This window comes from Actinosynnema sp. CS-041913 (genome assembly GCF_050942485.1).
Classification (GTDB): Bacteria; Actinomycetota; Actinomycetes; order Mycobacteriales; family Pseudonocardiaceae; genus Actinosynnema.
Genome location: NZ_CP192037.1, coordinates 5,069,469 through 5,096,132 on the forward strand (window position 1 = coordinate 5,069,469; position 26,664 = coordinate 5,096,132).

Below are 26,664 nucleotides of genomic sequence, written 5' to 3' on the forward strand. Positions count from 1 at the left end.
AACATCTCCCAAGGAACCGGCGTCGACAAGGTGAGAGCGGCAACGCCGGGCGTTGTCGCGGGAACATTCCGTTGACACAGCAGTCGTGCCGCCGGGGTCAGCGGCGCGCGTGACGGACCGGCCGGGCCGACTGCCAGGTCCGGGCCCCTTCGAAGCCGGCCACCCGTTCGAGCCGGTGCCACGGGGCCGCGGTCCGGGTCGTCCCGTCGGCGGCGTCGCCGCGACGGGCCGCGCACGCCAGCAGCACGGCCGTCAGCGCGGCCAGTTCCTCCGCGCTCGGAGACCCCTTCACCACGCGCAGCACGACGGGGTCGGCCGGTTCCGGCGTCACTGCGGCGGGTTGCCGTGCTTGCGGCGCGGCAGGTCGGCGTGCTTGGCGGACAACATCGCGAGGGCACGGCACAACGTCGAGCGCGTCTCACGCGGGTCGATGACGTCGTCGACCAGACCCCGCTCGGCCGCGTAGTAGGGATGCACCAACTCGGTGCGGTACTCCTCGATCTTCTGCCGGCGCATCGCCTCCGGGTCGTCGGCGGCGGCGATCTCCCGGCGGAACACCACGTTCGCCGCGCCCTCCGCGCCCATCACCGCGATCTCGTTGGACGGCCAGGCATAGCAGAGGTCCGCGCCGATGGACCGCGAGTCCATCACGATGTACGCCCCGCCGTACGCCTTGCGCAGGATCACCGAGATCCGCGGCACGGTGGCGTTGCAGTACGCGTACAGCAGCTTCGCGCCGTGCCGGATGATCCCGCCGTGCTCCTGGTCGACGCCGGGCAGGAAACCCGGCACGTCGACCAGCGTGACGAGCGGGATGTTGAAGGAGTCGCAGAACTGCACGAACCGCGCGCCCTTCTCGCTCGCCTTGATGTCCAGCACGCCCGCCAGCGCGGAGGGCTGGTTGGCGACGATCCCGACCACGTGGCCGTCCAGCCGGGCCAGCGCGCACACGATGTTGGGCGACCAGTCGGCGTGCACCTCCAGGCACTCGCCGTCGTCCACCACCTCGTCGATCACCTTCCGGACGTCGTACGACCGGTTGCCGTCGACGGGCACCAGGTCCAGCACCGCCTCCACCGACCGGTCCGCCGGGTCCTCGCCGCGCACCGCCGGCGGCAGTTCCCGGTTGTTCGACGGCAGCAGCGACAGCAGGTAGCGGACTTCCTCCAGACAGGTCTGCTCGTCGTCGCAGACGAAGTGCGAGACACCCGAGACGGTCCCGTGCACGCCCGCGCCGCCCAGCCCGTCCTGGCTGATCCGCTCCCCCGTGACCGCCTGCACCACGTCCGGGCCGGTGATGAACATCTGCGACGTGTCCCGGACCATGAACACGAAGTCGGTCAGCGCCGGGGAGTACGCCGCCCCGCCCGCGCACGGGCCGAGCATCACGCTGATCTGCGGGATGACCCCGGACGCCCTGGTGTTGCGCTGGAAGATGCCGCCGTAGCCCGCCAGCGCGCTGACGCCCTCCTGGATGCGCGCGCCCGCGCCGTCGTTGAGGCTCACCAGCGGGGCTCCGGCGGCGATCGCCATGTCCATGATCTTGTGGATCTTCTGGGCGTGGGCCTCGCCCAGTGCTCCGCCGAAGATCCGGAAGTCGTGGGCGTAGACGAAGACCGTCCGCCCCTCGACCGTGCCCCACCCGGTGATCACACCGTCGGTGTAGGGCCGCTTGTGCTCCAGCCCGAACCCGCTCGCCCGGTGCCGGCGCAGCGGCTCGACCTCGGCGAAGGATCCCTTGTCCAGCAGCAGTGCGATGCGCTCGCGGGCGGTCAGCTTGCCCTTGTCGTGCTGGCGCCCGGTGGCCGCGGGGTCCGGCCCGTCCTGCGCCAGGTCCTTGAGCCGCCGCAGCTCGTCCAGCCGTTCCCGCACTTCGGGTGCAGAGGTCGTGACGGTCATGGGACAGCACATTCCTTCCGATGACGAGCCGGTCCGCCGCCGTGGTCAGCGCCTGCCCTCGGCGTAGTCCTTGGCGTGGCCGAGAGTGGCGCGGCTGTTGGTGCTCAGCGCGGTGTGCACGTACGCGCGGGCGTCGGCGACGGTGGCGTCCGCGCCGAGGATCCGGGCGATGTTCCCCGTGTCGAGCACCACGGTGTGCTGCGAGGACGCCGCCACGCCGCCGTCGACTTCGGCGAACGTCCAGTAGCCGGTGTGCAGCGTCATCAGCGCGGGCAGGGTCACCTGCTTGTAGGCGATCTTGTGGTGCGGGAACGTCACCCGGTACGACTTCGTGGTGTGCACGGAGCCGTCCTTGGCGCGGGTGTCCATCTCCAGCTCCTGCAAGCCCGGGGTGTCCTCGGCCAGCCGCACCTTGGCGACGTGCGGCAGCCGCTCCGCCCACAGGTGCGCCTCGTTGACGAAGTCGTAGGCATCCTTGGCGGCTCCCTCGATCAGAACGGTGTCCTCGAAGGAGAAGGTGGTCTCGGCCGCGGCGTGGGCCAGCTCGACGTTGACCTTCAGCGCGGCCAGTTCCGAGCGGGAGTTGCGGTCGACGGCCTGGTCGATCCACTCCAGACCGCCGGGGTCGTCGTCCACCGCCCGGTAGTCGTGCAGCAGCCTGATCCGCGATTCGGTCGGGGAGACCGGTTCCACGACCCAGGCGCCGCCCATCGCGGCCACCGGCGGCGTGGACAGCTCCTGGCGGAAGTCGATCCGCAGGCCTTCGGGGTCGAGGACGCGCCGCGACGTCCAGTTCTTGGGCTCGCCGTTGGCGGTCGCCCAGATCCGGATGCGCTCGTTCCTCCCCGAGCGCTCCACCTGCTCGACGTGGATGGTGGGCGGGAAGACCCGCGGCCAGTTCGCCACCTCGGCGAGCAGCCGGAACGCGGTCTCGGCCGGGGCGGTCACGGTGATGTCGTGCTCGACCTCACGGGTGGTCATGGTCAGCTCTCCTCGCCGATCTCAGAAGTTGCCCAGTCCGCCGCAGACGTTGAGCGCCTGCGCGGTGATGGAGGCCGCGGTGTCGGAGGCCAGGTAGCCGACGAGGCCGGCCACCTCCTCCGGCGTGGAGTACCGGCCGAGTGGGATCTTGGCCTGGAACTTCTCCAGGATCGCTTCCTCGGAGGTGTCGTAGGCCGCCGCGTAGCCCTGCCGCACGCGTTGGGCCATCGGGGTTTCCACGTAGCCGGGGCAGACCGCGTTGACCGTGATGCCGGTGGGCGCGAGTTCGTTGCCCAGCGCCTTGGTGAAGCCGACGACACCGTGCTTGGACGCCGAGTACGGCGCGCCCAGCACCACGCCCTGCTTGCCCGCCGTGGACGCGATGTTGATGATCCGACCCCGGTCCTTGCGCCGCATCCCGCCCGCGTTCAGCACCTCGCGGGTCATCCGGAAGACGCTGGTCAGGTTGGTCTCGATGACGTCGTCCCACAACTCGTCGCCGATGTCGGCGGTCACGCCGCCGCCGCTGCGGCCGGCGTTGTTGACCAGCACGTCGACGGCGCCGAAGCAGTCGACCGCGGCCTGGACGAAAGCCTGGACGCCGTCCCCGGACCGGACGTCGACGGTGGTGCCGTCCACCTCCAGCCCGTCGGCCTGGAACCGCTTGACGGTCGCGGCGACGTTGTCGGCGTCGCGCGCGCCGATGAACACCCGGTGGTCCTGCGTCGCGAGGAGCCCCGCGACGGCGAGCCCGATCCCGCTGGTGGCCCCGGTGACGAGCGCGACCCGGTTCTCCTGGTGTGCCATGTGATGCCTTTCTCCCGTGGTCCGGTGCAGGGGGTGGTGGACGGCATCCGGTGCGGATCCGTGCGTGGTGGTGGGCCGGTGCGGTCAGCCGGCGCAGCGGCCGGCCGCCAGGCATTCCTCCAGGAACGCCAGCGCTTTCAGGTGGTACGCGCGGGCCGCCCAGCCCAGGCTGATGTTGTGGCCGCTGTCGGGCTGGCGCTCGACGACGACCCGCGGGCAGGAGGTGAACCGGGCCACCAGGTCGGCCACGGCGCTCTCGTCGTGCCGCCACCAGGACTCGTGCTCGGCGAAGGTGAACCGCACCGGGACGCGGACGCCCGCCGCGACGTCCGGGAAGACCCCGGGCCAGCGCGCGGCGTCCGCCCACTCCCGCTCCGGGACCGGCGCCACGACCGACTCGCCGGCCTGGAACGTGCCGGGCGGGTAGAGGCGCAGCGCGCCCCAGTTCCGCCGCACACCGCCAGCCGGGCGGTTCCCCCGCAAGTCGTCGGGAGCGGCGTACTCGTGGCCGCACCCCGAGATGTCCAGCCCGATCAGACCACCGGCGGCCCGGGACGCCACGGTCAGCGCGACCTTCCCGCCGTAGGAGTGGGCCAGCAGGAAGAACCCGGCGCCCACCGGGTGGCGGTCGGCGAACGACGCGAGCGCCGCGTGCAGCACCGCCGCCTGCTCCTCCCTGGTCTGGCCGTGCGGCAGGGCGGCGGCGGACGCGCCGTAGCCCGGCCGGTCGAGCGCCAGGACGGTGCAGCCGAGGCTCATGCCCAGGGTGACCAGCGACAGGTCCGGGTGGGCCGTGCCGTGGAAGTAGCCGGAGTTCATGCCGACCCCGTGCAGCGCGACCACCACCGCCCGGGGCGGCGTCCGCGCCGGTTCGCCGAGGAGCGCCGACAGCGGGATCCCGGCCGCGTCCAGCCGAACGCGCCGCACCCGACCGTCCGTCGTGGACACCGGCTCCATCGACACCGCCTCCGTGGACACCGGCTCTCCGGACACCGGCCCCGCGGTCGGGTGGGCCATGGTCACCTCCAAGCCGGCCCGGTCCGGTCGGCCGGTCAGACAGCGGCGGACAGGCGGGCGTTGACGAGATCGATCAGCGAACGCGGGGTGTGGTCGGCGTCCAGCGCGTCGTCCAGCGAGACGCCGTACTCCCGCTCGATGTGGCTGCACGTTTCGAGCAGGGCGAGCGACTCGTAGTTCAGCGCCTCGAACCCGGTGTCGAGGATGTCCCCGTCGAGGTCGACGGACTCGTCGGCCCCGGCCGCCTCGCGCAGCACGCGCCGGAGGTCGTCGAGCGTGAATTCCTTGCCTGCCATGGTGTTTCCTTCCCGTTCAGCGGAGTCGGTCGGCGGATCGGACGACCATCGCGGAGTTGAAGCCCCCGTGGCCGCGGGCCAGCACCAGCGCCGTGCGCACCTGGGCGGTGCGCGGCTGGCCCACCAGGTCCAGGCCGTACTCCTCGGCCGGCTCGGTGTGCACGGAGGGCGGGATCAGGCCCTCCTCCATGGCGAGCAGGACCGTCGCCAGGTCGAGCGCCGCGGCGCCGGAGTACAGGCGGCCGGTCATCGTCTTGGGCACGGTGACCGGGACACCCCGCCGCCCGAAGACCGCGGTCAGCGCCTCGGCCTCGACCAGGTCCAGCTCCGGGACCGCCGCGCCGTCGGCGAAGACCACGTCCACGTCGCGCGCGTCCGCACCGGCGTCGGCCAGCGCGAGTCCGATCGCCTCGCACAGCACGGGTGGACGCCCGCTGTCCGGCCGGGGGTCGAAGGTCGCGCCGTAGCCGGCGATCTCGCCGTAGACCCTCGCGCCACGGGCACGGGCCGAGTCCGCCTGCTCCAGGACGACGATCGCGCCGCCCTCGCCCGGCACGTGCCCGGCGGCCCGGCGGTCGAACGGCAGGTAGGCGCCCGCCGGGTCGTCGCAGGTGCTCAACCGGCCGCCGGCCATCTGGGCCACCCACCCCCAAGGGCACAGGGAGGCGTCGACGCCGCCGGACACGACCAGCGGCGTGCCCTTCCGGATCTGGCGGCGGGCCTGGGCGACCGCGTCCAGGCCGCCCGCCTGGTCGCTGACGACGACACCGCTGGGCCCCCTCATGCCGTGGCGGATGGAGATCTGGCCGCTGTTGACCGCGTAGAACCAGGCGAACGACTGGTAGGCGCTCACGTACTCGCTGCCCTGGCTCCACAGCTTGCGCAGCTCGTGCTGGCCGAACTCGAACCCGCCCGCGGCGCTGGCGGTGACCACGCCCATGTCGAACGCGGGCAGTTCGTCCGGCCGCACCCCGGCGTCGGCGAGGGCCCAGTCCGCGGCTACCAGCGCGAGCCGGGTCATCCGGTCGGTCTGCGGCAGCAGCCGGTTCGGCAGGTGGTCCTCGGCGGTGAAGTCGTGGATCTCTCCGGCCAGCCGGGACGGGTACCGCGCGGGGTCGAACCGGGCCAGCCGCCCGATGCCGCTCTTGCCGATCCGGGTCGCCTGCCAGTGGCTCCGCGCACCGAGCCCGGTGGGCGCGACCACGCCCAGCCCGCTCACCACCACCGAGCCGCTCATGCGGCGCTCCTCTCCGGCCGGGCCAGCACCATGGCGCTCTGGAACCCGCCGAAGCCGCTGCCCACGGTGAGCACGGCGTCCGTGGTGTGCTCGCGGGCGGTGACCGGCACGTAGTCGAGGTCGCACTCGGGGTCCGGCGTGCGCAGGTTGGCGGTGGGCGGCACCACGTGGTGCGTCATCGCGAGGATCGACGCGGCGATCTCGATGGAGCCGATGGCGCCGAGGGAGTGGCCGACCATGGACTTGATGGAGCTGACCGGCGTGGCGTAGGCGTGCCCGCCCAGGCTCTTCTTGAACGCGGCGGTCTCGTGCCGGTCGTTCTGCTTGGTGCCCGAGCCGTGCGCGTTGACGTAGTCGATCGCGCTCGGGTCCAGGCGCGCCTCGTCGAGCGCGACGCGGATCGCCTCGGCCATCTCCAGCCCGTCGGGGCGCAGGCCGGTCATGTGGTAGGCGTTGCTGCGCGTCGCGTACCCGGCGATCTCCGCGTGGATCCGGGCGCCCCGCCGGCGGGCGCTGTCCAGCTCTTCGAGGACGAAGAAGGCCGATCCCTCGCCGAGGACGAACCCGTTGCGGGTGCCGTCGAACGGGCGGGAGGCCCGTTCCGGGTCGTCGTGCCGCGGGGTGGTCGCCTTGATCGCGTCGAAGCACGCCATGGTGATCGGCGAGATCGGCGCGTCGGTGGCCCCCGCGACCATCACGTCGGCCGATCCCTCGCGGATCAGCTCGACCGCGTGGCCCACCGCGTCGATGCCCGACGTGCACCCCGTCGACACCACCGCGTTCGGCCCCTGCGCGTCCACGGCCCAGGCGACCTCGGCCGCGAACGAACTCGGCACGAGGTAGTCGTAGAGGTGCCGGACCGCGTACCGGTGGTCGACGAGGTCCAGCCGCCCGCCGTCGCTGACGACCCGGTACTCCTGGTCGAGCCCCATCGTCGCGCCGACCGCGGTGCCGACCGTGACGCCGGTGCGGTGCGGGCCGTGCGCCGCCAGGTCGATGCCGCTGTCGGCGAGCGCGCCACGGGCGGCGACCACGGCGAACTGGGCGGCCCGGTCCATCCGCCGCACCTCCTGCGGGCTCAGCCCGTGCGCCTCCGGGTCGAAGTCGATCTCGGCCGCCACCCGGGAGCGGAACGGCGCGGCGTCGAAGAAGGTGATTCCCCGCGTCGCCGTGCGGCCCTCGCTCAGCAGCGCCCAGAACGCGTCCGCGCCGACGCCGCCGGGCGCCAGCACCTCCAAGCCGGTGACGACCACTCGGCGGCTACTCACGACGAGGCCTCCCACGAGTAGAAGCGGGTCGCCATGGCATCGGCCGGCGACCGCCAGGTCTTCGGGTCGTAGGCCTGGACGAACGGCTTCAGGTCCTCGCTGATCCGCACGAAGCGCGGGTCCGTCCGCGCCTGCTCGATCAGCTCCCCGCCGTTGTCCCGGTCGAAGTCCTGGAGGTGGAAGTACAGGCCCCGGTAGTGGAAGAGCTGCCGCCGCCGGGTGCCCATCAGGTGCGGCATCGTGGTGGCGTCGAAGTCCTTGAACAGGCCGGCCACATCGTCGTTCGCGCCGGGTTCCATCCGGGCCACGATCAACGTGCTGTGCATGCGTTTGTCCTCCGAAGTGTTTCGGTCCGCCGACCGCGCGGATTACGACGCCGGAATCCGGCGATCGGCGATCAGTGGGGAATTACCGCGCCGGAACCCGGCGATCGGTGATGTGCGCGCAAAGGGGAATACCGGTCGATCCGGGAACGATCAGGAGCGGAGCCGCCGGAACGGGGCTCACTTCCCCCGCGACACCCGCGCCTTGCGGCGGCTGAAACAGCCGTGCACGTCGTTCTCCGCGTAGTAGGTGCGGCCCGACCTGGTGACGCGCCGCCACCCCTGCTCGCCGGCGAGCCGGTAGACCGTCCCGGTCGGCGTGCTCCACAACGCGGCGATGTCCGCCGCCGTGAGCCAGCGCTCCTCGGTGGAGGCCGACCGGCGCATCTCCCGGCGCAGCAGGATCCACTCCGGACCGTCCCACGTGTGCCCCGGGTCCGCGCCGCACCGCACCCGCGCGCCCTCGCCGCCCCGCACGGTCGCGGTGAGCACGCCGTCACACGCCGGCGTCACGCACGGCCCGACGACGACCTGCTTGACGGGGTCCGGGTAGGCCGCGCGACGTGCGGTCCGGACCGTCCGCGACACCTCCGCGCTCAGGTCGGCCGCCGCCGGGTGGCACGTCAGCCAGGTGAGGTTGGCCAGCAGGAAGTCGGCCAGCGCGCCGACCTCCCGGACGGGAGCCCGCCGCCGGCGCTCCTCCGCGACCAGTCCGCTCCACGAGGCGAGGGTGGTGACGATCCCCGTCCTCGCCTCGGCCGCGCGGCCGTTCAGCACCAGCCCCGGCAGCGCCCCGCCGGTGGTCTTCTCCCGCAGGCCGCCGGCCGCGCCGGCGCCGAGCGCCACCCCGCAGTCCGCGTGCAGCCGCGGCAGTTCCCGGAGCCCTTCCGCGAGGCGGCCACCGCAGGCCGCGCACAGCTTCCTGCCGTCCGCCGTCCGTGGGCGCCCGCCGCCTCGGCAGCCCGCGCCGGCACACAATTCCCCGTCGAGCACCAGCGGTTCCATCGTCGTCCCCCAGTTTCCCGCGTGCCCGAAGTTTCGGCTACAAAGCACCGGATCCTGACAACAATGTTCTTCGGAACCGAACCCCGCCGTCAAGGGTTCCGACGTCAACGGCAGATCAGAATCGACCGGGTTGTGCCCGCTGTCTTCGCACATTTCCAGGTGAACGTCAGAATTCCCCGGCGAAGGTCAGCTCCGTGGCCGGCGGAGGTCAAATCCAGGTCAGATCGGGTCACGGCGGGACGGGTTCACCAGGCGTAGGCCTCGGGAGCGGGCTTGGCCCCGTTCGGCGCGGGCGGCGGGAACAGCTCGTCCAGCTTCGCCAGCGTGCCGCCGTCCAGCGTGATCGCCAGCGCGCGCTGCGCCCCGTCGAGCTGGTCGACCGTGCGCGGCCCGATGATCGGCCCCGTCACGCCGTCCTGCGCCAGCAGCCACGCCAGCGCGACGTGCGCCGGGTCCTCGCCGATGTCGGCGCACAGCTTCTCGTACGCCTCGACGGCGTCGCCCCGCTTCGCGAGCACGTCGACCGACCGCGCCGAGTTGCCCCGGGAAGCGCCGCCCTCGCGCTGCTTGCGCAGCACGCCGCCGAGCACGCCCCCGTACAGCGGCGACCACGGGATCACGCCCACCCCGTAGTGCCGGGCGGCGGGCAGCACCTCCAGCTCGATCCAGCGGGTCATCAGGTTGTAGAACGACTGCTCGCTGACCAGGCCGAGGAAGTGCCGCGACCGCGCCGCCTCCTGCGCCTGCGCGAGGTGCCAGCCGGCGAAGTTGGACGAGCCGAAGTAGAGGACCTTCCCCTGCTGGCGGAGGATGCCGAGCGCCTCCCAGATCTCCTCCCACGGCGTGTCCCGGTCGACGTGGTGCAGTTGGTACAGGTCGATGTGGTCGGTCCGCAGCCGCTTGAGCGACGCGTCGCACGCGCGCCGGATGTGCAGCGCGGACAGCCTGCTCTCGTTGGGCCAGTCACCCATCGGCAGGTACGCCTTGGTGGCCAGCACGGTCTTCTCGCGCCGTCCACCACCCGTGGCGAACCACCGGCCGATGATCTCCTCGGTGACACCTCGCCCCTTGGTCCCGCCGTACACGTCGGCGGTGTCGAAGAAGTTGATGCCGTGCCCGTGCGCACGGTCCATGATCGCGTGGCTGTCGTCCTCGGATGTCTCCGGCCCGAAGTTCATCGTGCCGAGCACGAGCCGGGACACGGAGAGGCCACTGCGGCCGAGGCGGGTGTACTCCATGTGCCCGCACCCTACTCCCGGCCCGACCCCCGCCGGGCCGGCGCGACCGCCGCCGCACCCGGTGGGGCGCGGGGTTTGGCTTCGGGTGCCCGAAGTGCACCGGCCACGACCGGCCGCACTCGCCAACCGCTTGGCGCACAACGATTTTTGCGGTCACGGCCGGGCGGTGTGCCGAGTGCCCGGCGGCCGGCGCGATTGCGGACCTGGATCATGGTCGAGGTCCTACCATCGCGATCATGAATGGGACGACGGCCGCGACCGCGCGGCGACCATCGGGCGCGATGCTCGCCACCCTGCTCGGGGCCAGCACGATGACCATCATGGCCGGCGCGACGATCATGCCGGCGCTCCCGGGCATGGAACAGCACTTCGCCGCCGTGCCGAACGCCGATCTGCTGGTGCGCCTGGTGCTCACCATGCCCGGTTTGACGATCATGCTCACGGCGCCGCTGCTCGCCTGGCTCGGCAGCCGGGTGGGACGGGTCCGCGTGCTGACCGCCGGCCTGGTGCTCTACGCCGTCGGCGGCTGCTCGGGCCTGGTGCTGGACTGGTTGCCCGCGCTGCTCGCCGGTCGGGCGCTGCTCGGTGTCGGCATCGCGGGCATCATGGTCACCACCACCGCCCTGCTGGCCGACCATTACCCGGCCGGCGAGCACGGCCGGGTGCTGGGTCTGCAGGGTGCGGCGATGGGGTTCGGCGGTGTGGTCTCGCTGCTGTTGGGCGGGTTGCTGGCCGCGTTGAGCTGGCGGGGTGCGTTCGCGGTCTACGTGCTGGCCCTGCCGCTGCTGGCCTTGGTCCTGCGGCACGTCCCCGAGGTCACCGTGAGCCGGACGGCCGCGGAGGACGGCCGCGGCACGTCACCGTGGAGCCCGCGGCTGCTCGGCCTCTACGCCCTGATGTTCCTCGGCATCCTGGTGTTCTACGTGGTGCCGACCCAGGCGCCGTTCTGGCTGGCCGAGATCGGCGCGGAGAACCCGGTCGTGACCGGGGCGCTCATCGCGGCGGTCAACCTGGTGACCACCCTGGTGGGCCTGAACTTCCGGCGGCTGCGCGCCCGGTGGGACCACCGCGTGCTCGGCGTCTGCGTCTTCCTCTCCTACGCCGCGGGACTGGTCGTGGTCGGCTTGGCCGGCTCGCTCTGGATGGTGACCCTCGGGATGCTCGTGGTCGGCGTGGGCATCGGCCTCCAGAACCCGACGCTCAACGGCTGGCTGGCCGCCGCCGCCACGCCCGGCGTGCGGACCAGGGCACTCGGCCTGATGACCTCGGCACTGTTCCTCGCCCAGTTCTCCTCTCCGCTCGTCGCCCAGCCCGTGGTCGACGCCATCGGGCTCGGGGGGATGTTCGTGGTCGCCGGCGGGCTCAGCGCGCTCGTCTGCGTGCTGCTGGCAGGCGCTCGCCTGCTGCCCGGCCGTCGTCCGTGAGCACGGCCGGCTCTCGTCCGACCGCCTGACGGTGTTCAGGCCTTGGCGCGCCGGCCGTGATTGACGTGCTTGCGCACCGAGAACTCGTAGGCCTCGGCGAGCAGGGGCCGCAGCGCCTCGAACGTCGCACTGCCGGGCGAGACGACGCAGACCCAGTGCTGCGCCGCGTAGGTCGGGTGCGGCATCAGCACGTCCCGCGCCGCGTAGTCGAACCCGGTGTCGTACACGCCGTTCTCGTCGCGTTCGGTGGGCACGGCTCCGAAGTGGGCGGTGTAGCCGGCTTTCGTCAGCCCGATGTTCAACCGGTACGCGTCCGGCCCGTCGAGGCGGGAGACGGTGTCGTAGTGGTCGCCGGTCACGATGGTCGCGAACGGCATCTGACGTTCCGGCGGGAGGTCGCCGTCCGGGTCGTAGAGGAAGAACGTGTCGCCGTTCGCCTCGGGGGCGGTAACCCCCTCGAACGCCTCGCGGATGCGCCGGGTCACCTCACTGGAATCCATGCTTCAAGTTTCTCATTGAACCTCCTTTTGAAGGTTGAGCGCGAAGCAGCCGGTACAGTGCCCGACAACCCTCAAACAGCGGTCGCGACAGGTGGCGGGAAGGACGGACATGGCCGAGGAACTCTCCCCGCTGTCGCTGGCCGAATGGCAGGACCTCGATCCGGCCGAGCGCGCCCGTCGGCTGTCCGACACCGTCGACCAGGCCCGCGCCTCGGTGCACGGCGACTGGATCAGTTTCGCCCGCGACACCCCGTCCGGCGCAGGCGTGCTGGCGGGCATCCCGTTCTCCGTCAAGGACAACATCGACGTCCGGGGGCTCGCGACCACGGCGGGCAGCCGACTGCTCGGCGACTCACCCGCCGCGGTCGACGCCAGTGCGGTGAGCGCCCTGGAGGACGCCGGGGCGGTCGTCGTCGGCAAGACCAACCTGCACGAACTCGCTTTCGGGATCACCAGCAACAACAAGGCCTTCGGGCCGGTGCGCAATCCCGCGGACCCGTCCCGCTCGGCCGGCGGGTCGAGCGGCGGCAGCGCGGTCGGCGTCGCGCTCGGCGTCGTGCCGTTCGCGCTCGGCACCGACACCGGCGGTTCCGTCACCATCCCCGCGTCCTTCTGCGGTGTGGTCGGGTTCCGCCCGTCCACCGGCCGGTACCCGGGCGACGGCGTGGTCAACCTCTCCACCAGCCGCGACACCATCGGCATCCACGCCCGCACGGTGCGCGACGTGCGGACCGTGGACGAGGTGATCACCGGCGAACCGGCGGACCACACGCCTCCCGTCGCCCTCGCCGGCCTGCGCGTCGGCCTGCCCCGCAGCCGTTTCCAGGACCTGGACCCCGAAGTGGCGGCAGTCGTCCGCACCGCACTGTCCACTCTGGAGCGAGCGGGGGCGCTCCTGGTCGAGGTGGACCCGGACGACGACCTCGCGGTGGCCGCCGAGTCGGGCAACGACCTGGTGTTCTTCGAAGCGCCGCACCTGCTGGCCCGCCGCGTCGGGTCGCCCGCGGAGCACTGGCCGCGGCACATCGCCTCGCCCGACGTGCGCGCCCTGATCGAGGCGATCCACTCGTCCCCGCTGCCCGCCGAGGCGTACGAGGACGCGAGGGCCGCGCGGTGGCGGCTGCGGCGCACCTACGCCGAACTCTTCACGCGGGTGGACGTCGTCCTGAGCCCGACCTCGCCGGTGCCGCCGCCCCTGCTCGGCGAGGACGACGTGATCCTCCTCAACGGCCGCAGGGCGCCGACCTTCCCGACCGTCACGCGCAACGTCAGTCCCGGCACCGTCGCCGGCCTGCCGATGCTGTCGCTGCCCGCGGGCGTCACCAGTGCCGGGCTCCCGATCGGCCTGTGCCTGGAGACGCACGCCTTCAGCGACTCCCGCCTGCTGCGCATCGCGGACACGATGCAGGCCGCGCTCGCCGCCCAGGCCCGCGAACGGTCGCGGTGAACGGTCAGCGCACGCGTTCCCACCCGCGTCGGGGCGCGCGGCTGCCCAGGTCGGTGTCGCGGCTGCGGTAGACGATGTAGGGGCGGGTGAGGTAGCCCAGCGGCATCGAGAACACGTGCACCAGGCGGCTGAAGGGCCAGAAGGCGAACAACGCCCACGCGGCCAGCGCGTGCAGCCGGAACCCGATCGGCGCGGCGGCCATCAGGGCCGGTTCGGGCTGGAAGGTGAAGACGGACCGGAACCACGGGGAGACCGTCTCGCGGTAGTCGTGGGGGTGGTCGGTGAGGTTGCCCAGCACGGTGGTGCCCAGGCCGAGCAGGATGGTGCCGACCAGCAGCACATACATGACCTTGTCGTTGCGGGTGGTCGCGGAGAACACCGGGCCGACGGTGCGGCGGCGGTAGACCAGGATCGCCGCGCCGACCAGGGTGCAGGCGCCGGCCGGCACACCGAGCACGACGGCGGTCACGTGGTAGGCGGTGTCGCCGATGCCCGCGGCCTCCGTCCACGACTTGGGCACCAGCAGGCCGCCGACGTGCCCGAGCACGACGAGCAGGATGCCGAAGTGGAACAGCGGGCTGCCCAGGCGCAGCAGCCGGTTCTCGTAGAGCTGCGAGGAGCGGGTGGTCCAGCCGAACTTGTCGTAGCGGTAGCGCCAGAAGTGGCCGACGACGAACACCGCGATCGCCACGTACGGAACGACGACCCACAGCAGGATGTCCAGCGTGCCCGGTGACGGAGTCCCGGCGTCCTGGGCGACGAGCGCGGTCATCGGCGGTCCCCTCGCGGTTGCGGCATGTACTCGGGCGGGGCGAACGGGGCCAGGCCGACGTCCTCCTCGGGCGGCCCTTCGGCCGCGAGCCGGGCCACCGCCTCGTGCTCCCGCCTGCCCAGCGGCGGCAGCGTCGCCGACACCGACTCCAGGACGTCCGCCCACGGCGAGCCGGCGTCCCGCAGCCCCAGGCGGATCAGCTCCAGTCCCGCGCGGTGCTCGGTCATCAGCCGGTGTCCCACCACCGGGTCGCCGGTGGCGGCGAACTCCAGCACGACCGCCAGGTGATCGGGCAGTTCGCTGTCGTCCAGTTCCAGTCCGGCGGCGCGGTAGGCGTGCTTGAACCGCAGCAGGGCCATGCCGCGCTTGCGGGTGTCCCCGTAGGCGAAGTAGGTCAGGTAGGGGCTGAACCGCTTGCGGTGGTCGAAGGTCGCCACGTAGTCCGCGGCGAGGACGGTCAGCGGCGTGGCCGCCACGTGGTCCAGGAACCTGTCGAGCGGCACGGCGAGCGGCGCCGGCAGGGTCCGGGTCGCGGCCCGCAGCAGCGGCAGCCGGGCCACCAGTTGCTCGTCGGGGTATCCCATCGCCAGCGACTGGACCTGCCACGCGGTCGCGCGTCGGACCTCGGTGAGCGTCATGGCTTCGGCTCCACCTCACCGGCCGGATCGCCGCCGCCCGGTCGGTGCGCCGGCGGCGGGAACAGGCCTTCCGGACGGCCTTTGCCGTCCCAGTTGAGCAGGTTGACCCGGCTGCCCTTGTCCATCGGCGCGGCCGTGGTGTCGGAGGTCTGCCGGTCGCGCAGCATGCGGAAGTTCTCCACGGCGATCGGCGACGCGCCGCCGGAGTTCTCCCCGAACGGACCGGAGCCGCCCATGCCGGGGCCGCCCTCGTAGTCCAGGCTGCACTCGGTGGCCAGTTCCTCCAGGCCGTGGGCCTGTTCGGCGTGGGCGGGCGGGATGACGTAGCGCTCGTCGTACTTCGCCAGCGCGAGCAGCCGGTACATGTCGTAGACCTGCTCGCCGGTCATGCCGACCTGCCCGGCGATCTGCTCGCGGGGTTCCCGGCCGAGGTTGATGTCCCGCATGTAACAGCGCATCGCGGCCAGCCGGCGCAGCACCGCGTTCACCGGCTCGACGTCGCCCGCGGTGAACAGCCGCGCGAGGTACTCGACCGGGATGCGCAACGCCTCGATCGCGGCGAACAGGTTGCCGTGGTCCTCGGCGTCGTGGCCGGTGTCGCGGACGACGTCGACCACCGGCGACAGCGGCGGGATGTACCAGACCATCGGCATGGTGCGGTACTCCGGGTGCAGCGGCAGCGCCACCTTGTACGTGGTGATCAGCGCGTGGACCGGCGAGCGCCGCGCCGCCTCGATCCAGTCGGCCGGGATGCCCGCGCGCTCGGCCTCGCGGGCCACGACGGGGTCCGCCGGGTCCAGGAACACCTGCCGCTGCGCCTCGTAGAGGTCCTGGTCGTCCGGTGTCGAGGCCGCTTCCAGGACCTTGTCCGCGTCGTAGAGGACCAGGCCGATGTAGCGCAGCCGGCCCACGCAGGTCTCCGCGCACACGGTCGGGATGCCGACCTCGACGCGGGGGAAGCAGAACGTGCACTTCTCGGCCTTGCCGGTGCGGTGGTTGAAGTAGACCTTCTTGTACGGGCAGCCCGTGACGCACATCCGCCAGCCCCGGCAGCGGTCCTGGTCGACCAGGACGATGCCGTCCTCGCTGCGCTTGTAGATCGCGCCGGACGGGCAGGAGGCGGCGCAGGACGGGTTGAGGCAGTGCTCGCAGATGCGGGGCAGGTAGAACATGAAGGTCCGCTCGAACTCGAACTTCACCTTGTCGGCGATGCCCTTGAGCATCGGGTCCTGGTCGCCGTGGTCGGGCGCGCCGCCGAGGTTGTCGTCCCAGTTGGCCGACCAGGTGATCCTGGTGGGCTCGCCGCTGATCAGCGATCTCGGCCGGGCGACCGGGGTGTGCTCCTGCAGCGGCGCGTTGGTCAGGTTGTCGTAGTCGTAGGTCCAGGGCTCGTAGTAGTCGTCGAGACCGGGCAGCTTGGGGTTGCTGAAGATGGTGAGCAGCTTGCGCAGCCGCCCGCCGCCCTTGAGCTTGAGCCGGCCGCGCCTGTTCAGCGTCCAGCCGCCGCGCCAGCGCTCCTGGTCCTCGTAGGTGCGCGGGTACCCCTGCCCCGGCCGGGTCTCGACGTTGTTGAACCAGACGTACTCCACGCCCGAGCGGTTGGTCCACGCCTGCTTGCAGGTCACCGAGCAGGTGTGGCAGCCGATGCACTTGTCGAGGTTCATCACCATGGCCATCTGCGCCATGACCCTCATCAGTACTGCACCTCCTGGCCGCGGCGGCGGATGACGGTCACTTCGTCGCGCTGGTTGCCGGTAGGGCCGAGGTAGTTGAAGGCGAAGGAAAGCTGGGCGTAGCCACCGATCAGGTGCGACGGTTTGATCATCAACCGGGTCAGGGAGTTGTGGATGCCGCCGCGCTTGCCGGAGGTCTCCGCGCGGGGGACGTCGATCAGGCGGTCCTGGGCGTGGTGCAGGTAGACGGTGCCCTCGGGCATGCGGTGGGAGACGACGGCGCGGGCGACGACGACGCCGTTGCGGTTGACCGCCTCGATCCAGTCGTTGTCCGCCACGCCGATCTTCACGGCGTCCTCCTTGGACATCCAGAGGGTCGGCCCGCCGCGGGACAGGCTGAGCATGAAGAGGTTGTCCTGGTACTCGGAGTGGATGGACCACTTGCTGTGCGGGGTGAGGTACCGGACGGTGATGCCCAGCGCGCCCTGCTCGCCGACGCGGGGTTCGTCGAACAGGGCGTGCATGTCCAGCGGTGGCCGGAACACCGGCAACTGCTCGCCGAACTCGGCCATCCAGTCGTGGTCGAGGAAGAAGTGCTGGCGGCCGGTGAGGGTGTGCCAGGGCTTGCGGCGCTCGACGTTGATGGTGAACGGCGAGTAGCGCCGGCCGCCGGTCTCCGAGCCGGACCACTCCGGCGAGGTGATCACCGGCACCGGCGCGGACCGGGTGTCGGCGAAGGTGATCCGCTTGCCCTCGTGCTCGGCGGCCAGGTCCGCCAGCGGGGTGCCGGTCCGCTGTTCGAGGGTGCGGAAGCCCTGCGTGGCCAGGTGCCCGTTGGTGGTGCCGGACAGCGCGAGGATCGCCTCGCACGCGTGCACGTCCCGGACCAGCGACGGGCGGCCGTCGGCCGGGCCGCCGCGGATGGCGCCGTTCTGGTGCCGCAGGTGGTCCACTTCGCGCTCCACCCGGAAGGTGACGCCCTTGGTGGTCGCGCCGAGCGAGTCGGCCAGCGGGCCGAGCGCGCCCATCTTCGCCGCGATCGCGGTGTAGTCGCGCTCCACGACCGTGAGCCTCGGCATGGTGACGCCGGGAACCGGGTCGCACTCGCCGGCCTTCCAGTCCCGCACCACGCCGTGCGGGGTGGCCAGTTCGTCGGGGGTGTCGTGCATCAGCGGGGTGGCCACGACGTCCTTGCGCGTCCCGAGGTGGCCGGCGGCGAGCCGGTCGAAGGCCTCGGCGACGGCCAGGAAGGCCGCCCAGTCGGTGCGGGTCTGCCAGGGCGGCGCGATCGCCGGGTTGAACGAGTGCACGAACGGGTGCATGTCGGTGGTGTTCAGGTCGTGCTTCTCGTACCAGGTCGCGGCGGGGAGCACGACATCGGAGAAGATCGTGGTGCTGGTCATCCGGAAGTCCAGCGACAGCAACAGGTCCAGCTTGCCGACCGGCGCCTCGTCGTGCCACACCACGTCCTTCGGCCGGGCCCCGCCCGGCGGGGTCTCGTGCGCGCGCAGCGAGTGGTCGGCGCCCAGCAGGTGCTTGAGGAAGTACTCGTTGCCCTTGCCGGACGACCCGAGCAGGTTGGCCCGCCAGACGCTGAGCACGCGCGGGAAGTTCGCCGGCGAGTCGGGGTCCTCGCAGGCGAACCGCAGCCGCCCGGCGGTCAGCTCGGACACCACGTGCGCGCCCACCGGGACACCGGCCCGCTCGGCGTCGTCGGCCAGGTCCAGCGGGTTGCGGTCGAAGGTCGGGTACGAGGGCATCCACCCCATCCGCGCGGACTGGGCGATCACGTCGGCGGTGGTCCGGCCCGCCAGTCGCCCGCCGGCCGTGGCGGAGGCGAGGGTGTCCGCGCCGAACCGGTCGTAGCGGAACTGGTCGGTGTGCAGGTACCAGTACGCGGTCTGGATCATCTGGCGCGGCGGGCGCGCCCAGTCCAGCCCGAAGGCGAGTTGCGACCAGCCGGTGATCGGGCGGCACTTCTCCTGCCCGACGTAGTGCGCCCACCCGCCGCCGTTGACGCCCTGGCAGCCGGTGAGCGTGGTCAGCGCCAGGAACGCCCGGTAGATCGTGTCGGAGTGGAACCAGTGGTTGGCCCCCGCCCCCATGATGATCATGGACCGGCCGCGCGATTCCTCGGCGTTGGCCGCGAACTCCCGCGCGATCCGCGCCGCCGCCCGCGCGGGCACACCGGTGATGGCCTCCTGCCAGGCGGGCGTGCACAACTGTTCGGCGTCGTCGTAGCCGGTGGGCCACACCCCGGGCAACCCGTCGCGGTGCACGCCGTACTGCGCGAGCAGCAGGTCGAACACCGTCGTGACCAGGTGCCCGCCGACCCGCCGCACCGGAACCCCGCGCCGCACCACGGCCGGCGCGCCGTCCGGGGCGTCGAAGCGCGGCAGTTCCACGACCGCCGAGTCGCCGCCCGACACCGACAGCAGCGGGTCGACGTCGCCGAGGTCGAGGTTCCACCGGCCCGCGCCCTGCTCCCCGTAGCGGAAGCCGAGCGAGCCGCCGGGCACCACGGGGTCGCCGGTGGCCGAGTCGAGCAGGACGGTCTTGAACGCCGGGTGCTCCTCGCCCGCGGGCCGCTCCAGGTCGGCGGCGGTGAGGAACTTCCCCGGCCGGCAGGCGTCGCCGTGCCGGTCGAGCCGGACCAGGAACGGTAGATCGGTGTAGCGCTTGACGTAGTCGACGAAGTAGGGCGCGGGCCGGTCCACGAAGAACTCGCGCAGGATCACGTGGCCCATCGCCATGGCCAGCGCGCCGTCCGTGCCGGGCCGGGCGGGCAGCCACTCGTCGGCGAACTTGACGTTGTCGGCGTAGTCCGGCGCCACCGCGACCACCTTCTGGCCGCGGTAGCGGGCCTCGGCCATCCAGTGCGCGTCCGGGGTGCGGGTGACCGGCAGGTTCGAGCCCCACATGATCAGGTAGCCCGCGTCCCACCAGTCACCGGACTCGGGCACGTCGGTCTGGTCGCCGAACACCTGCGGCGAGGCCACCGGCAGGTCGGCGTACCAGTCGTAGAACGACAGCATCGCCCCGCCCAGCAACGACACGAACCGGGCGCCGGAGGCGTGCGAGACCATCGACATCGCCGGGATCGGGGAGAACCCGGCCACCCGGTCCGGTCCGTAGCGCTTGATCGTGTGCACGTGCGCGGCGGCGACCAGCTCGGTCGCCTCGTCCCACGACGCGCGCACCAGCCCGCCCTTGCCACGCGCGGACTTGTAGCGGCGGGCGCGTCCGGCGTCCTCCACGACCTCCGCCCAGGCCGTCACCGGATCGCCGGTGCGGGCCTTGGCCTCCCGGTACAGCTCCAGCAGGACACCCCGCACGTAGGGGTAGCGCACCCGCGTCGGCGAGTAGGTGTACCAGGAGAACGCCGCCCCGCGCGGGCAGCCGCGCGGCTCGTACTCCGGCCGGTCGGGGCCCACCGAGGGGTAGTCCGTCTGCTGGGCCTCCCAGGTGATGATCCCGTCCTTGACGTAGACCTTCCACGAGCACGACCCGGTGCAGTTCACCCCGTGGGTGGAACGCACCACCTTGTCGTGGCTCCACCGGTCCCGGTAGAACTCGTCGGCCTGCCGTCCGCCGATCTTGTGCAGCGTGCGCAGGTCGGCGGAGACCTCGGAGCGGCTGAAGAAGCGGCGCGTGCGCACCAGCGCCTCGGTCAACCCGTTGTCCAGGCCCGCACGGGCGTGCGGATCGGTGTTCACGGCGCCGCCTCCTCTGGTGATCGGTCGTTCCGTCCCCGGTGGCCGCGCAGGTCACTCACCGGTCGCGGAGTGGGCGTGCACGGCGCGGCGGACCGCGGTCGAGGTGAACAGGAGGGAGGCCAGGGCGACCACGGCGAGCGCGGCCAGCCCGAGTGCGTAGGAGGAGAACGCGCCGTACAGCGCGCCCATGACCAACGGCGGGACGAACCCGCCCAACCCGCCGGCCGCGCCGACCACCCCGGTGACCGCTCCGACCTTGTTCGCCGGGGCGAGCAGCGCGACCAGCGCGAACACCGCCCCGCTGCCCGCGCCGAGCGCGGCGGCCATGGCCAGGAACGCCACCGTCCCCAGCGGCGCCAGCGGCGGGGTGAACGCCAGCACCACCGCGCACACGGTCACCACGGCCAGACAGGTGGTCAGCACCCGCACGGGGCCGACCCGGTCGGACAGCCAGCCGCCCACCGGCCGCATCAGTACCGCGAGCAGTACGAACCCGGCCATCCGGTTCGCCGCGTCGGCCTGGGTGAGCCCGTAGGCGGTCTTCAGGTAGGCGGGCAGGTACACGGAGAACGCGACGAACCCGCCGAAGGCCACCGCGTACAACGCCGACGCCTGCCAGGTGATCGGCAGCCGGGCGGTGTCGGCGAGCCGGCGGCCCATCGACTGGTCCGGCACGGCGCGCCCCGGAGCGTCCCGCAGCACCAGCGCCGACACCACCGCGTACACCGCGAGCACCGCGGCGGTCACCAGGAAGGGGGTCTCCAGCCCACTCGCGTCCACCAGCTTCACCGTCGTCAGGGCACTGACCGCGGTGCCGCCCATCCCCGCGCCGAAGACCCCGATCGCCAACCCACGCCGCTCGGGCGGGAACCAGGCGTTGACGAACGGCACCCCGACCGCGAACGCGGTGCCGCCCACCCCGAGGAAGAACCCGCCGACCAGCAGGGCGACCAGCGACGAGTGCCCCACCAGCCCCAGGAACAGCACGGGGACGATCGTCACGGCGGACACCAGCGGGAACATCACCCGCCCCCCGAACCGGTCGGTCAACGCGCCCACCGGTATCCGCCCCACCGAACCGACCACCACCGGCACCGCGACCAGCAGGGCCTCCTGGAAGGCGGACAGCCCGAGCGAGTCCTTGAACAGCGGGCCGAGCGGGCTGAGCAACGCCCACGCCCAGAAGTTCACCGCGAACCCGACCGTGGCCAACGCCAGCATCACCCCACGCCGACCGGTCGCCGTACCGTCCTCAGTGGACGGCCGCGATATCCGCATGCCCATCGGTGATCCCTCGCAGCCCGGCTCGCGTGCCCCGGTCATCGTCATCCCGCCTGCCCGACCGCGCACTTCGTGCGATCGCCCGAGGGCGAGGGCGCTCACTCCGCGTGTGGTGCGTTCGGACACGACAGGGCAACGGTCCTACCCGGACGGGTCAACGTCGCTGTCCGGGTGCACGGTCGTCAGGGCGGTGTCACACCGCACTGGAGCGCTCGGCTCACGGTGATGCCTCCCCGGCCAGCAGCGCCCGCACGCGGTCGCCGTCCGGTAGGCCGAGTTGGCCGTAGATCGCGAGCGCCTCCTGCCACCGCCCCACCTCCCCGTCCACGGACCCCAACCCCTCCAGCGCACGGGCCTCCTCGTACCGGTCGCCGACGGCCCTGGCCACCGACAGCGCGTCAGCGTGGTGGGCACGGGCAACGTCGGACGCGCCGGCCGCCAGGTGCGCCGAACCGAGGTTGTTCAACACCTCCGTCTCGATACCGCGGGCGCCGATGTCCCGGGCCAGGTCCAGCGCCCTCCCGAAGAGCGTGAGCGCCTCCTCGGTCCGACCGTCCAGCCGGTGCACCTCCGCGAGGTTGCCCAGGGCACGCGCGGTGCCGCCGGGGTCCGCGAAGATCGTCAGCGCCTCCTCCAGATCGCGCCTGGCCCGGTCGTGGTCGCCCAGTCGGGTGTGGACGACGCCCAGGTTCGTCAGCACGACGGCACGTCCCTTGGCGAACGCGAGGTCGTCGGCGAGGGCCAGCGCCTCCCGGTAGTGCTCCAGCGCTTCCCCGTACCGCCCCAGCCGCTCGTAGAGGTTGCCGAGGTTGTTCAGCGCACCCGCCTCGCCGAGACGGTCGCCGGCCCGCCGGCAGATGTCGAGCGCCTCGCGGTGGTGGCGCATCGCGTCCTGGTGCAGGCCGAGGCGCAGGTACGCCACGCCCAGGTGGTACAGGGCCGCGCCCTCCGCCGACCGGTCGCCGGCGGATCTGGCCGCGTCCCGCACGTGACCGAGGACCGCCAGGGCGTCGCTGTGCCGGCCGCCCTGGTCGAGGTGGCGCTGCAAGGTCTCCGCCAGCCTGGTCGTCGCCGCCGACCATCCCCGCCGGGCCGTGAACGCGACCAGCGCCAGCAGGGACTGCCACTCGGCGTCCACCCACTCGCGGGCGTCGCGGACCGGCAGCGGGGAGTCCGCCGCCGGGCCGGGGTGGAGCGCGTCCATCGCCTGCGCGGCGGTGCCGGCGAAGTGCTCGACCAGCCGGGCCAGGGCCTCGTCCAGCACCTCGGGGTCGGTCACCTGTTCACGGGCGTAGGCCCGCACCAGGTCGTGCATGTCGAACCGGTGCGCGGATGAGCGCTGGATCAGGTGCGCGCGGACGAGGACGTCGAGTCGCCGGGCCGCGGTCCGCTGGTCCGCGCCGAGCAGCGCGGCGGCGGCGGGGAGGCCGATGTCGTGCGCCGGGTGCGCGCCGAGCAACCGGAAGTCCTGGCGGGCCTCGTCGTCCAGGTGCCGCAGCGACCAGGAGAACACCGTCCGCACGGCCGTGTCGGGATCCCCCACGTCGAGCAGGTCGAGACCCTGGACCTCCAGGTCGGCGACCAGTTCGGCCAGCGGCTGGGCGGGACGGCCGTGGGCGCGGGCGGCCACGATGCGCAGGGCCAGCGGCAGGCCGCCGCAGCGCCCGGCCAGTTCGAGCGCCGCCGCCGGCGAGTGGTCGACCTGGTCGCCGACGTGCGCCCGCAGCAGGTCCATCCCCTCGTCGGCGGACAGCGGGCGCAGGTCGAGGCGGTGCGCGCCCGGCCGGACCTGAAGGCCCGCGAGGTCGGTCCGGCTGGTGACCAGGACGAAGCACAGCGGCTCGCCGGGCAGCAGGGGCCGCACCTGGTTGACGTCGAGGGCGTTGTCCAGCACGACCAGCACCCGCTTGCGGGCCAGCAGGCTGCGCAGCCGGGCGGCCCGCTCGTGGGTGTCGGCGGGGATGTCCGGGTCGTCCAGGCCGAGACTGCGCAGGAAGCCCGCCAGCACGTCGGCCGGGTCGTGCGGCTGGACGGGCGAGTAGCCGTGCAGGTCCGCGTACAGGCAGCCGTCCGGGAACCCGGCCGCGACCCGGTGTCCCCAGCGCACGGCCAACGCGGTCTTGCCCACGCCCGCCGGGCCGGCGAGCACCACGATCGGCACGCCGCCCGGCGCGGCCTCCGGCACGGCCCCCGACACGCCGCCCGGCACGGCCTCGGCACGCGCCCGGTCCAGGGCGGCCAGTTCCCGACCGCGACCGGTGAACCCGACCGGGTCGGCGGGCAGCTCGGCCGGCACCGGCGGGGCCTTGCGCGGCGGGCCGCCCGATCCCCGTGGCCGCTGGAGGGCGTCCCGGGCCGTCGCCAGGCGCCGGTGCTCGTCGGCGGGCACGCCCAGCTCGGCCAGCAGGTCGTCCAGGGCCTCGCTGGACGGCAACGTCGTCCCCGCCAGGTAGGCGTAGAGCGTGCTCTGCGAGATCCGCAGCCGCTTGGCCAGCGCGGCGACCTTGACCGGCCCGCGCGCCCCGTGCCGTAACCAGTGCTTCAGCGCCCGCCCGAGATCCGCGGTGGTGCCGACGGAATTTCCAGAGTTTCCGAACTTCTCCAGCGGTGACGGTACTGACACTCCACACATGATGCGCTACTGCCCGTACACGGGACTACTGGGGAGTAGGGGGATCTCGTGCTGTTCGCCTTCCGCGTCTTCCCAGGAGTCGTCCGGACACCCGCCGACCGACCTCATGGAGAACATCCTGTGAAACGCCCAGTTCCCCGGCGTCGTGCGCTCACGCTGGTGATCGCCCTGGTGGCGACCCTCGTCACCGGCGCGGCCACGACGACCGCGACCGCGTCCGCGGTGCCGCCCGCCTTCTCCGACGGGCACGGCATCGAGGTGCGCAACGTCATGCAGACCACACCCCGCACCTACGTGGTCAACATCCACACGAACTCGGTGGACACCCGCGCCCTCGCGTGGACCTACCACGACGTGATCATCACGCTGCCGTCCGACTACAACCCGAACGTCGCCTACCCCGTGCTCTACCTGTACCACGGCCGGGCCCAGGGTCCGGGCGCGTGGCACCGCGAGGCGAACATCGAGGCGGTCACGCACGGGTACCCGATCATCACCGTCGCCGCCGAAGCCGGCTGGGCGGGCTGGGGCACCAACTGGGTCAACCAGTCGGCGGGCGTCCAGCAGTGGGACAGGTTCCACCTGGACGAGCTGATCCCGTGGGTCGACCAGAACCTCAACACCATCCGCGACCGTGAGGGCCGCGCCGTCGCGGGCTTCTCGATGGGCGGCTTCGTGGCGGTCCGGCACGCGACGCACCGCCCGTGGCTGTTCCGGATGGCGGTCGGCATGTCCGGCGGCTACCACCTGGAGGACCAGCGGATGCGCACGGCCGTCACCGCCCCGCTGCCGGAGAAGGGCCTGCCACTCGACGGCCCGTACGGCGCTCCGTGGGATCCGTCGTGGGGCTTCAACAACCCGTGGCACCGGGTGAGCGGCCTCAGCGGGGTGCACACCGTGCTGTACGCGGGCACCCGGCACGACGACCTGCTGGAGGCGCAGGCGCACCGGCTGACCTACGAGTTCCACCAGCACCTGCTGGCCAATGGGATCTTCAATAGCTGGATGGTCGAGTACGACTGCGGCCACTGGATCGAATGCGCCGCGCGGGTCGGTCTCGGCCGTGAACTCCCGGTGATGATGGACGTGCTCCGGCACCCCTGACGGGTCCGACGAGCATCCGGTGAACCGATCCCCCACTGGACGACATCGATGAGGGCGGCAACCTGGAGTGGGCGGCCGACGAGGCACGGCGTGAGCGGCTGAGTCGGAAGGTCGAAGGTGTTCTCGACTACGGGTACGAGGCGCGGTGGCTCAGCCAAGCGGAGCCGGCGCGCCTCGTACCGGACATCGACCCCGACCGGCTCCCGGCGGGCGGGAGCGCGTACTTCCCGCGCGAGGCTTGGACCGAGCCGGTGCGGCTGATCGGCTACCTGCTGTCCAGCGCCGTCTCCCGTGGCACCGAACTGGTGCGCGACGACGCCGTCATCGGGCTGGACGTGGCCGCCGGCGTGGTGCGCCGGCCCGGCTCGCCTCCGCCCGGACGGCGCCGGCCGACTGCTGTTGCACGACGAGCGGATGGACGGCGCGGCACAGGTTTCCGCGAGCGGCGAGGTCGGCGTCGAGCCGGCGGCGGTCGGGGCGGTGCTCGCCGCGGCCCGCGCGCTCTACCCGGGCGTCGGCGCGGCCACGGTGGAGAGCGTGCGCGTCGGCGAACGACCGATCCCGGCCGACGGGCTACCGGTGCTGGGACGGGCGGCCGAGGTGCCCAACCTGGTGCCCGACGTTTCCCGCCAGGATGCCGGGATCATCGCGGAAGCGTCGTCGGTTTCGGGTTCCGGCAACTGAACACCGCGAAACTCGGGCTGCGCCGCAACGCCCCCCAGAACCTCTCCCCACGACCGTCATCGGGCACGACGGTCGGGTGTCGGGTCACGTCACGAAGGCCCGCGCGCCCCAGCGCCGCCTCGAACGCCCCGGCACGCCAGAAGTACGAGCCGAACTCGAAGGACGGGTTGCCGGGCACGTGCACGACGACGGGTTGCCGAAGTCCCGGTGGGCCGGTGCGGTGGATTTCGTAGCCGTAACGGCCGTAGTCGGCCATCGCGTCCCAGTCGACCTCCGGGTTGGGCACGAGCACGACCACCGTGCCGCCGGGAGCCGCGTTCGCGCGCAGGTTCGCGACCATGGCGTCCAGCCCGGCCACGTCCTCCGCGTACCCGAGCAGCCAGACCCCTGTCACGATGTCGAACGCGCCCAGCACCGGCAGCTCCGCCGCGTCGTGCCGGTGGTACTCGATGCCGGCCGGCTCGCGTTCCTCCACCCTCCGGGCGTAGGCCACCATTCCGGCGGTCGAGTCGACGCCGACGACGCGCCCCGCACCGAGCGTGCGGAACAGCCGCGCGTGGAAACCCGTGCCGCACGCGACGTCCAGCACCGACCGGCCGCGCAGGTCCGGCAGCGCGGAGAGCAGCGTCGCGCGTTCGGCGAGTCCGGCGGGAACGTGCCTGGTGCGCTCGTACTGCCGGCCGAGCGCCTCGTACTGCCCGTCCGATTCCGCCATGAACCCC

23 protein-coding genes and 1 pseudogene are annotated in these 26,664 nt (G+C 72.4%); 5 read left to right on the forward strand and 19 right to left on the reverse strand.

Features of this window, described 5'->3' with window-relative positions; translation table 11 throughout:
* Positions 1 to 97 precede the first annotated feature (97 nt).
* The 11 genes from ACQPZF_RS23320 to ACQPZF_RS23370 form a co-directional block, all read right to left on the reverse strand.
* On the reverse strand, positions 98 to 331 hold the full coding sequence (locus tag ACQPZF_RS23320; RefSeq protein ID WP_433260144.1) for an acyl-CoA carboxylase epsilon subunit: 234 nt from the start codon (positions 329 to 331) through the stop codon (positions 98 to 100).
* A complete protein-coding gene (locus ACQPZF_RS23325; RefSeq protein ID WP_433260145.1) occupies positions 328 to 1,899 on the reverse strand; it encodes an acyl-CoA carboxylase subunit beta in 1,572 nt (523 codons plus the stop codon). The genes ACQPZF_RS23320 and ACQPZF_RS23325 overlap by 4 nt, the downstream gene beginning before the upstream one ends.
* Before the next feature lie 45 nt (positions 1,900 to 1,944).
* A complete protein-coding gene (locus tag ACQPZF_RS23330; RefSeq protein WP_433260146.1) occupies positions 1,945 to 2,880 on the reverse strand; it encodes an aromatase/cyclase in 936 nt (311 codons plus the stop codon).
* Positions 2,881 to 2,901: 21 nt separating this feature from the next.
* Positions 2,902 to 3,687 carry a 3-oxoacyl-ACP reductase FabG gene (fabG, locus tag ACQPZF_RS23335; RefSeq protein WP_433260147.1) on the reverse strand — a complete coding sequence of 262 codons (786 nt, stop codon included), beginning with the start codon at positions 3,685 to 3,687 and terminating at the stop codon, positions 2,902 to 2,904.
* 84 nt (positions 3,688 to 3,771) lie between these two features.
* On the reverse strand, positions 3,772 to 4,704 hold the full coding sequence (locus ACQPZF_RS23340) for an alpha/beta hydrolase (protein WP_433260148.1): 933 nt from the start codon (positions 4,702 to 4,704) through the stop codon (positions 3,772 to 3,774).
* 35 nt (positions 4,705 to 4,739) lie between these two features.
* Entirely contained in the window at positions 4,740 to 5,000 is a 261-nt protein-coding gene (locus tag ACQPZF_RS23345) for a phosphopantetheine-binding protein (protein ID WP_433260149.1), read from the reverse strand.
* Positions 5,001 to 5,016: 16 nt separating this feature from the next.
* Entirely contained in the window at positions 5,017 to 6,237 is a 1,221-nt protein-coding gene (locus ACQPZF_RS23350) for a ketosynthase chain-length factor (protein ID WP_433260150.1), read from the reverse strand.
* Complete coding sequence (locus ACQPZF_RS23355) at positions 6,234 to 7,505, reverse strand: beta-ketoacyl-[acyl-carrier-protein] synthase family protein (protein WP_433260151.1); 1,272 nt, start codon at positions 7,503 to 7,505, stop codon at positions 6,234 to 6,236. Before ACQPZF_RS23355 ends, ACQPZF_RS23350 begins: the two co-directional genes overlap by 4 nt.
* Positions 7,502 to 7,831, reverse strand: coding sequence for a TcmI family type II polyketide cyclase (locus ACQPZF_RS23360; protein ID WP_433260152.1), 330 nt, complete (start codon positions 7,829 to 7,831; stop codon positions 7,502 to 7,504). Before ACQPZF_RS23360 ends, ACQPZF_RS23355 begins: the two co-directional genes overlap by 4 nt.
* Before the next feature lie 177 nt (positions 7,832 to 8,008).
* Positions 8,009 to 8,833, reverse strand: coding sequence for a hypothetical protein (locus ACQPZF_RS23365; RefSeq protein WP_433260153.1), 825 nt, complete (start codon positions 8,831 to 8,833; stop codon positions 8,009 to 8,011).
* A 245-nt stretch (positions 8,834 to 9,078) separates the two neighbouring features.
* The gene (locus ACQPZF_RS23370; RefSeq protein ID WP_433260154.1) at positions 9,079 to 10,071 is read right to left on the reverse strand and encodes an aldo/keto reductase; all 993 of its coding nucleotides are present in this window, start codon (positions 10,069 to 10,071) and stop codon (positions 9,079 to 9,081) included.
* Positions 10,072 to 10,307: 236 nt separating this feature from the next.
* On the opposite strand from ACQPZF_RS23370, the gene ACQPZF_RS23375 reads away from it, so the two are divergent.
* Positions 10,308 to 11,495, forward strand: a complete 1,188-nt coding sequence (locus tag ACQPZF_RS23375) for an MFS transporter (RefSeq protein ID WP_433260155.1) — start codon at positions 10,308 to 10,310, stop codon at positions 11,493 to 11,495.
* A gap of 35 nt (positions 11,496 to 11,530) precedes the next feature.
* On the opposite strand, the gene ACQPZF_RS23380 is transcribed toward ACQPZF_RS23375, so the two are convergent.
* A complete protein-coding gene (locus tag ACQPZF_RS23380; RefSeq protein WP_433260156.1) occupies positions 11,531 to 11,995 on the reverse strand; it encodes a DUF6194 family protein in 465 nt (154 codons plus the stop codon).
* Positions 11,996 to 12,104: 109 nt separating this feature from the next.
* On the opposite strand from ACQPZF_RS23380, the gene ACQPZF_RS23385 reads away from it, so the two are divergent.
* A complete protein-coding gene (locus tag ACQPZF_RS23385) occupies positions 12,105 to 13,442 on the forward strand; it encodes an amidase family protein (RefSeq protein ID WP_433260157.1) in 1,338 nt (445 codons plus the stop codon).
* A gap of 4 nt (positions 13,443 to 13,446) precedes the next feature.
* Here the strand turns inward: ACQPZF_RS23385 and narI are convergent, their stop codons facing one another.
* The 6 genes from narI to ACQPZF_RS23415 form a co-directional block, all read right to left on the reverse strand.
* On the reverse strand, positions 13,447 to 14,214 hold the full coding sequence (gene narI / locus ACQPZF_RS23390) for a respiratory nitrate reductase subunit gamma (RefSeq protein ID WP_433260158.1): 768 nt from the start codon (positions 14,212 to 14,214) through the stop codon (positions 13,447 to 13,449).
* The gene (gene narJ, locus ACQPZF_RS23395) at positions 14,211 to 14,852 is read right to left on the reverse strand and encodes a nitrate reductase molybdenum cofactor assembly chaperone (RefSeq protein WP_433260159.1); all 642 of its coding nucleotides are present in this window, start codon (positions 14,850 to 14,852) and stop codon (positions 14,211 to 14,213) included. Before narJ ends, narI begins: the two co-directional genes overlap by 4 nt.
* Positions 14,849 to 16,546 carry a nitrate reductase subunit beta gene (narH, locus tag ACQPZF_RS23400; RefSeq protein ID WP_433260160.1) on the reverse strand — a complete coding sequence of 566 codons (1,698 nt, stop codon included), beginning with the start codon at positions 16,544 to 16,546 and terminating at the stop codon, positions 14,849 to 14,851. The genes narJ and narH overlap by 4 nt, the downstream gene beginning before the upstream one ends.
* A complete protein-coding gene (locus tag ACQPZF_RS23405; RefSeq protein ID WP_433260161.1) occupies positions 16,546 to 20,241 on the reverse strand; it encodes a nitrate reductase subunit alpha in 3,696 nt (1,231 codons plus the stop codon). The genes narH and ACQPZF_RS23405 overlap by 1 nt, the downstream gene beginning before the upstream one ends.
* A gap of 51 nt (positions 20,242 to 20,292) precedes the next feature.
* Positions 20,293 to 21,519, reverse strand: coding sequence for an MFS transporter (locus ACQPZF_RS23410; protein ID WP_433274664.1), 1,227 nt, complete (start codon positions 21,517 to 21,519; stop codon positions 20,293 to 20,295).
* Positions 21,520 to 21,739: 220 nt separating this feature from the next.
* Entirely contained in the window at positions 21,740 to 24,145 is a 2,406-nt protein-coding gene (locus ACQPZF_RS23415; RefSeq protein ID WP_433260163.1) for an ATP-binding protein, read from the reverse strand.
* A gap of 129 nt (positions 24,146 to 24,274) precedes the next feature.
* Here ACQPZF_RS23415 and ACQPZF_RS23420 point away from each other — a divergent pair, with 129 nt between their 5' ends.
* From ACQPZF_RS23420 to ACQPZF_RS23430, 3 genes and pseudogenes are all read left to right on the forward strand, one after another.
* A complete protein-coding gene (locus ACQPZF_RS23420) occupies positions 24,275 to 25,258 on the forward strand; it encodes an alpha/beta hydrolase (protein ID WP_433260165.1) in 984 nt (327 codons plus the stop codon).
* 98 nt (positions 25,259 to 25,356) lie between these two features.
* Positions 25,357 to 25,548: pseudogene (locus tag ACQPZF_RS23425) on the forward strand (FAD-binding oxidoreductase); the annotation flags it as partial.
* Position 25,549: 1 nt separating this feature from the next.
* Positions 25,550 to 25,942: an FAD-dependent oxidoreductase gene (locus tag ACQPZF_RS23430; RefSeq protein WP_433260167.1), complete on the forward strand. Its 393-nt coding sequence runs from the start codon at positions 25,550 to 25,552 to the stop codon at positions 25,940 to 25,942.
* Here ACQPZF_RS23430 and ACQPZF_RS23435 read toward each other — a convergent pair.
* The gene (locus ACQPZF_RS23435) at positions 25,902 to 26,657 is read right to left on the reverse strand and encodes a class I SAM-dependent methyltransferase (protein WP_433260169.1); all 756 of its coding nucleotides are present in this window, start codon (positions 26,655 to 26,657) and stop codon (positions 25,902 to 25,904) included. The genes ACQPZF_RS23430 and ACQPZF_RS23435 overlap by 41 nt on opposite strands.
* Between the last annotated feature and the right edge of the window lie 7 nt (positions 26,658 to 26,664).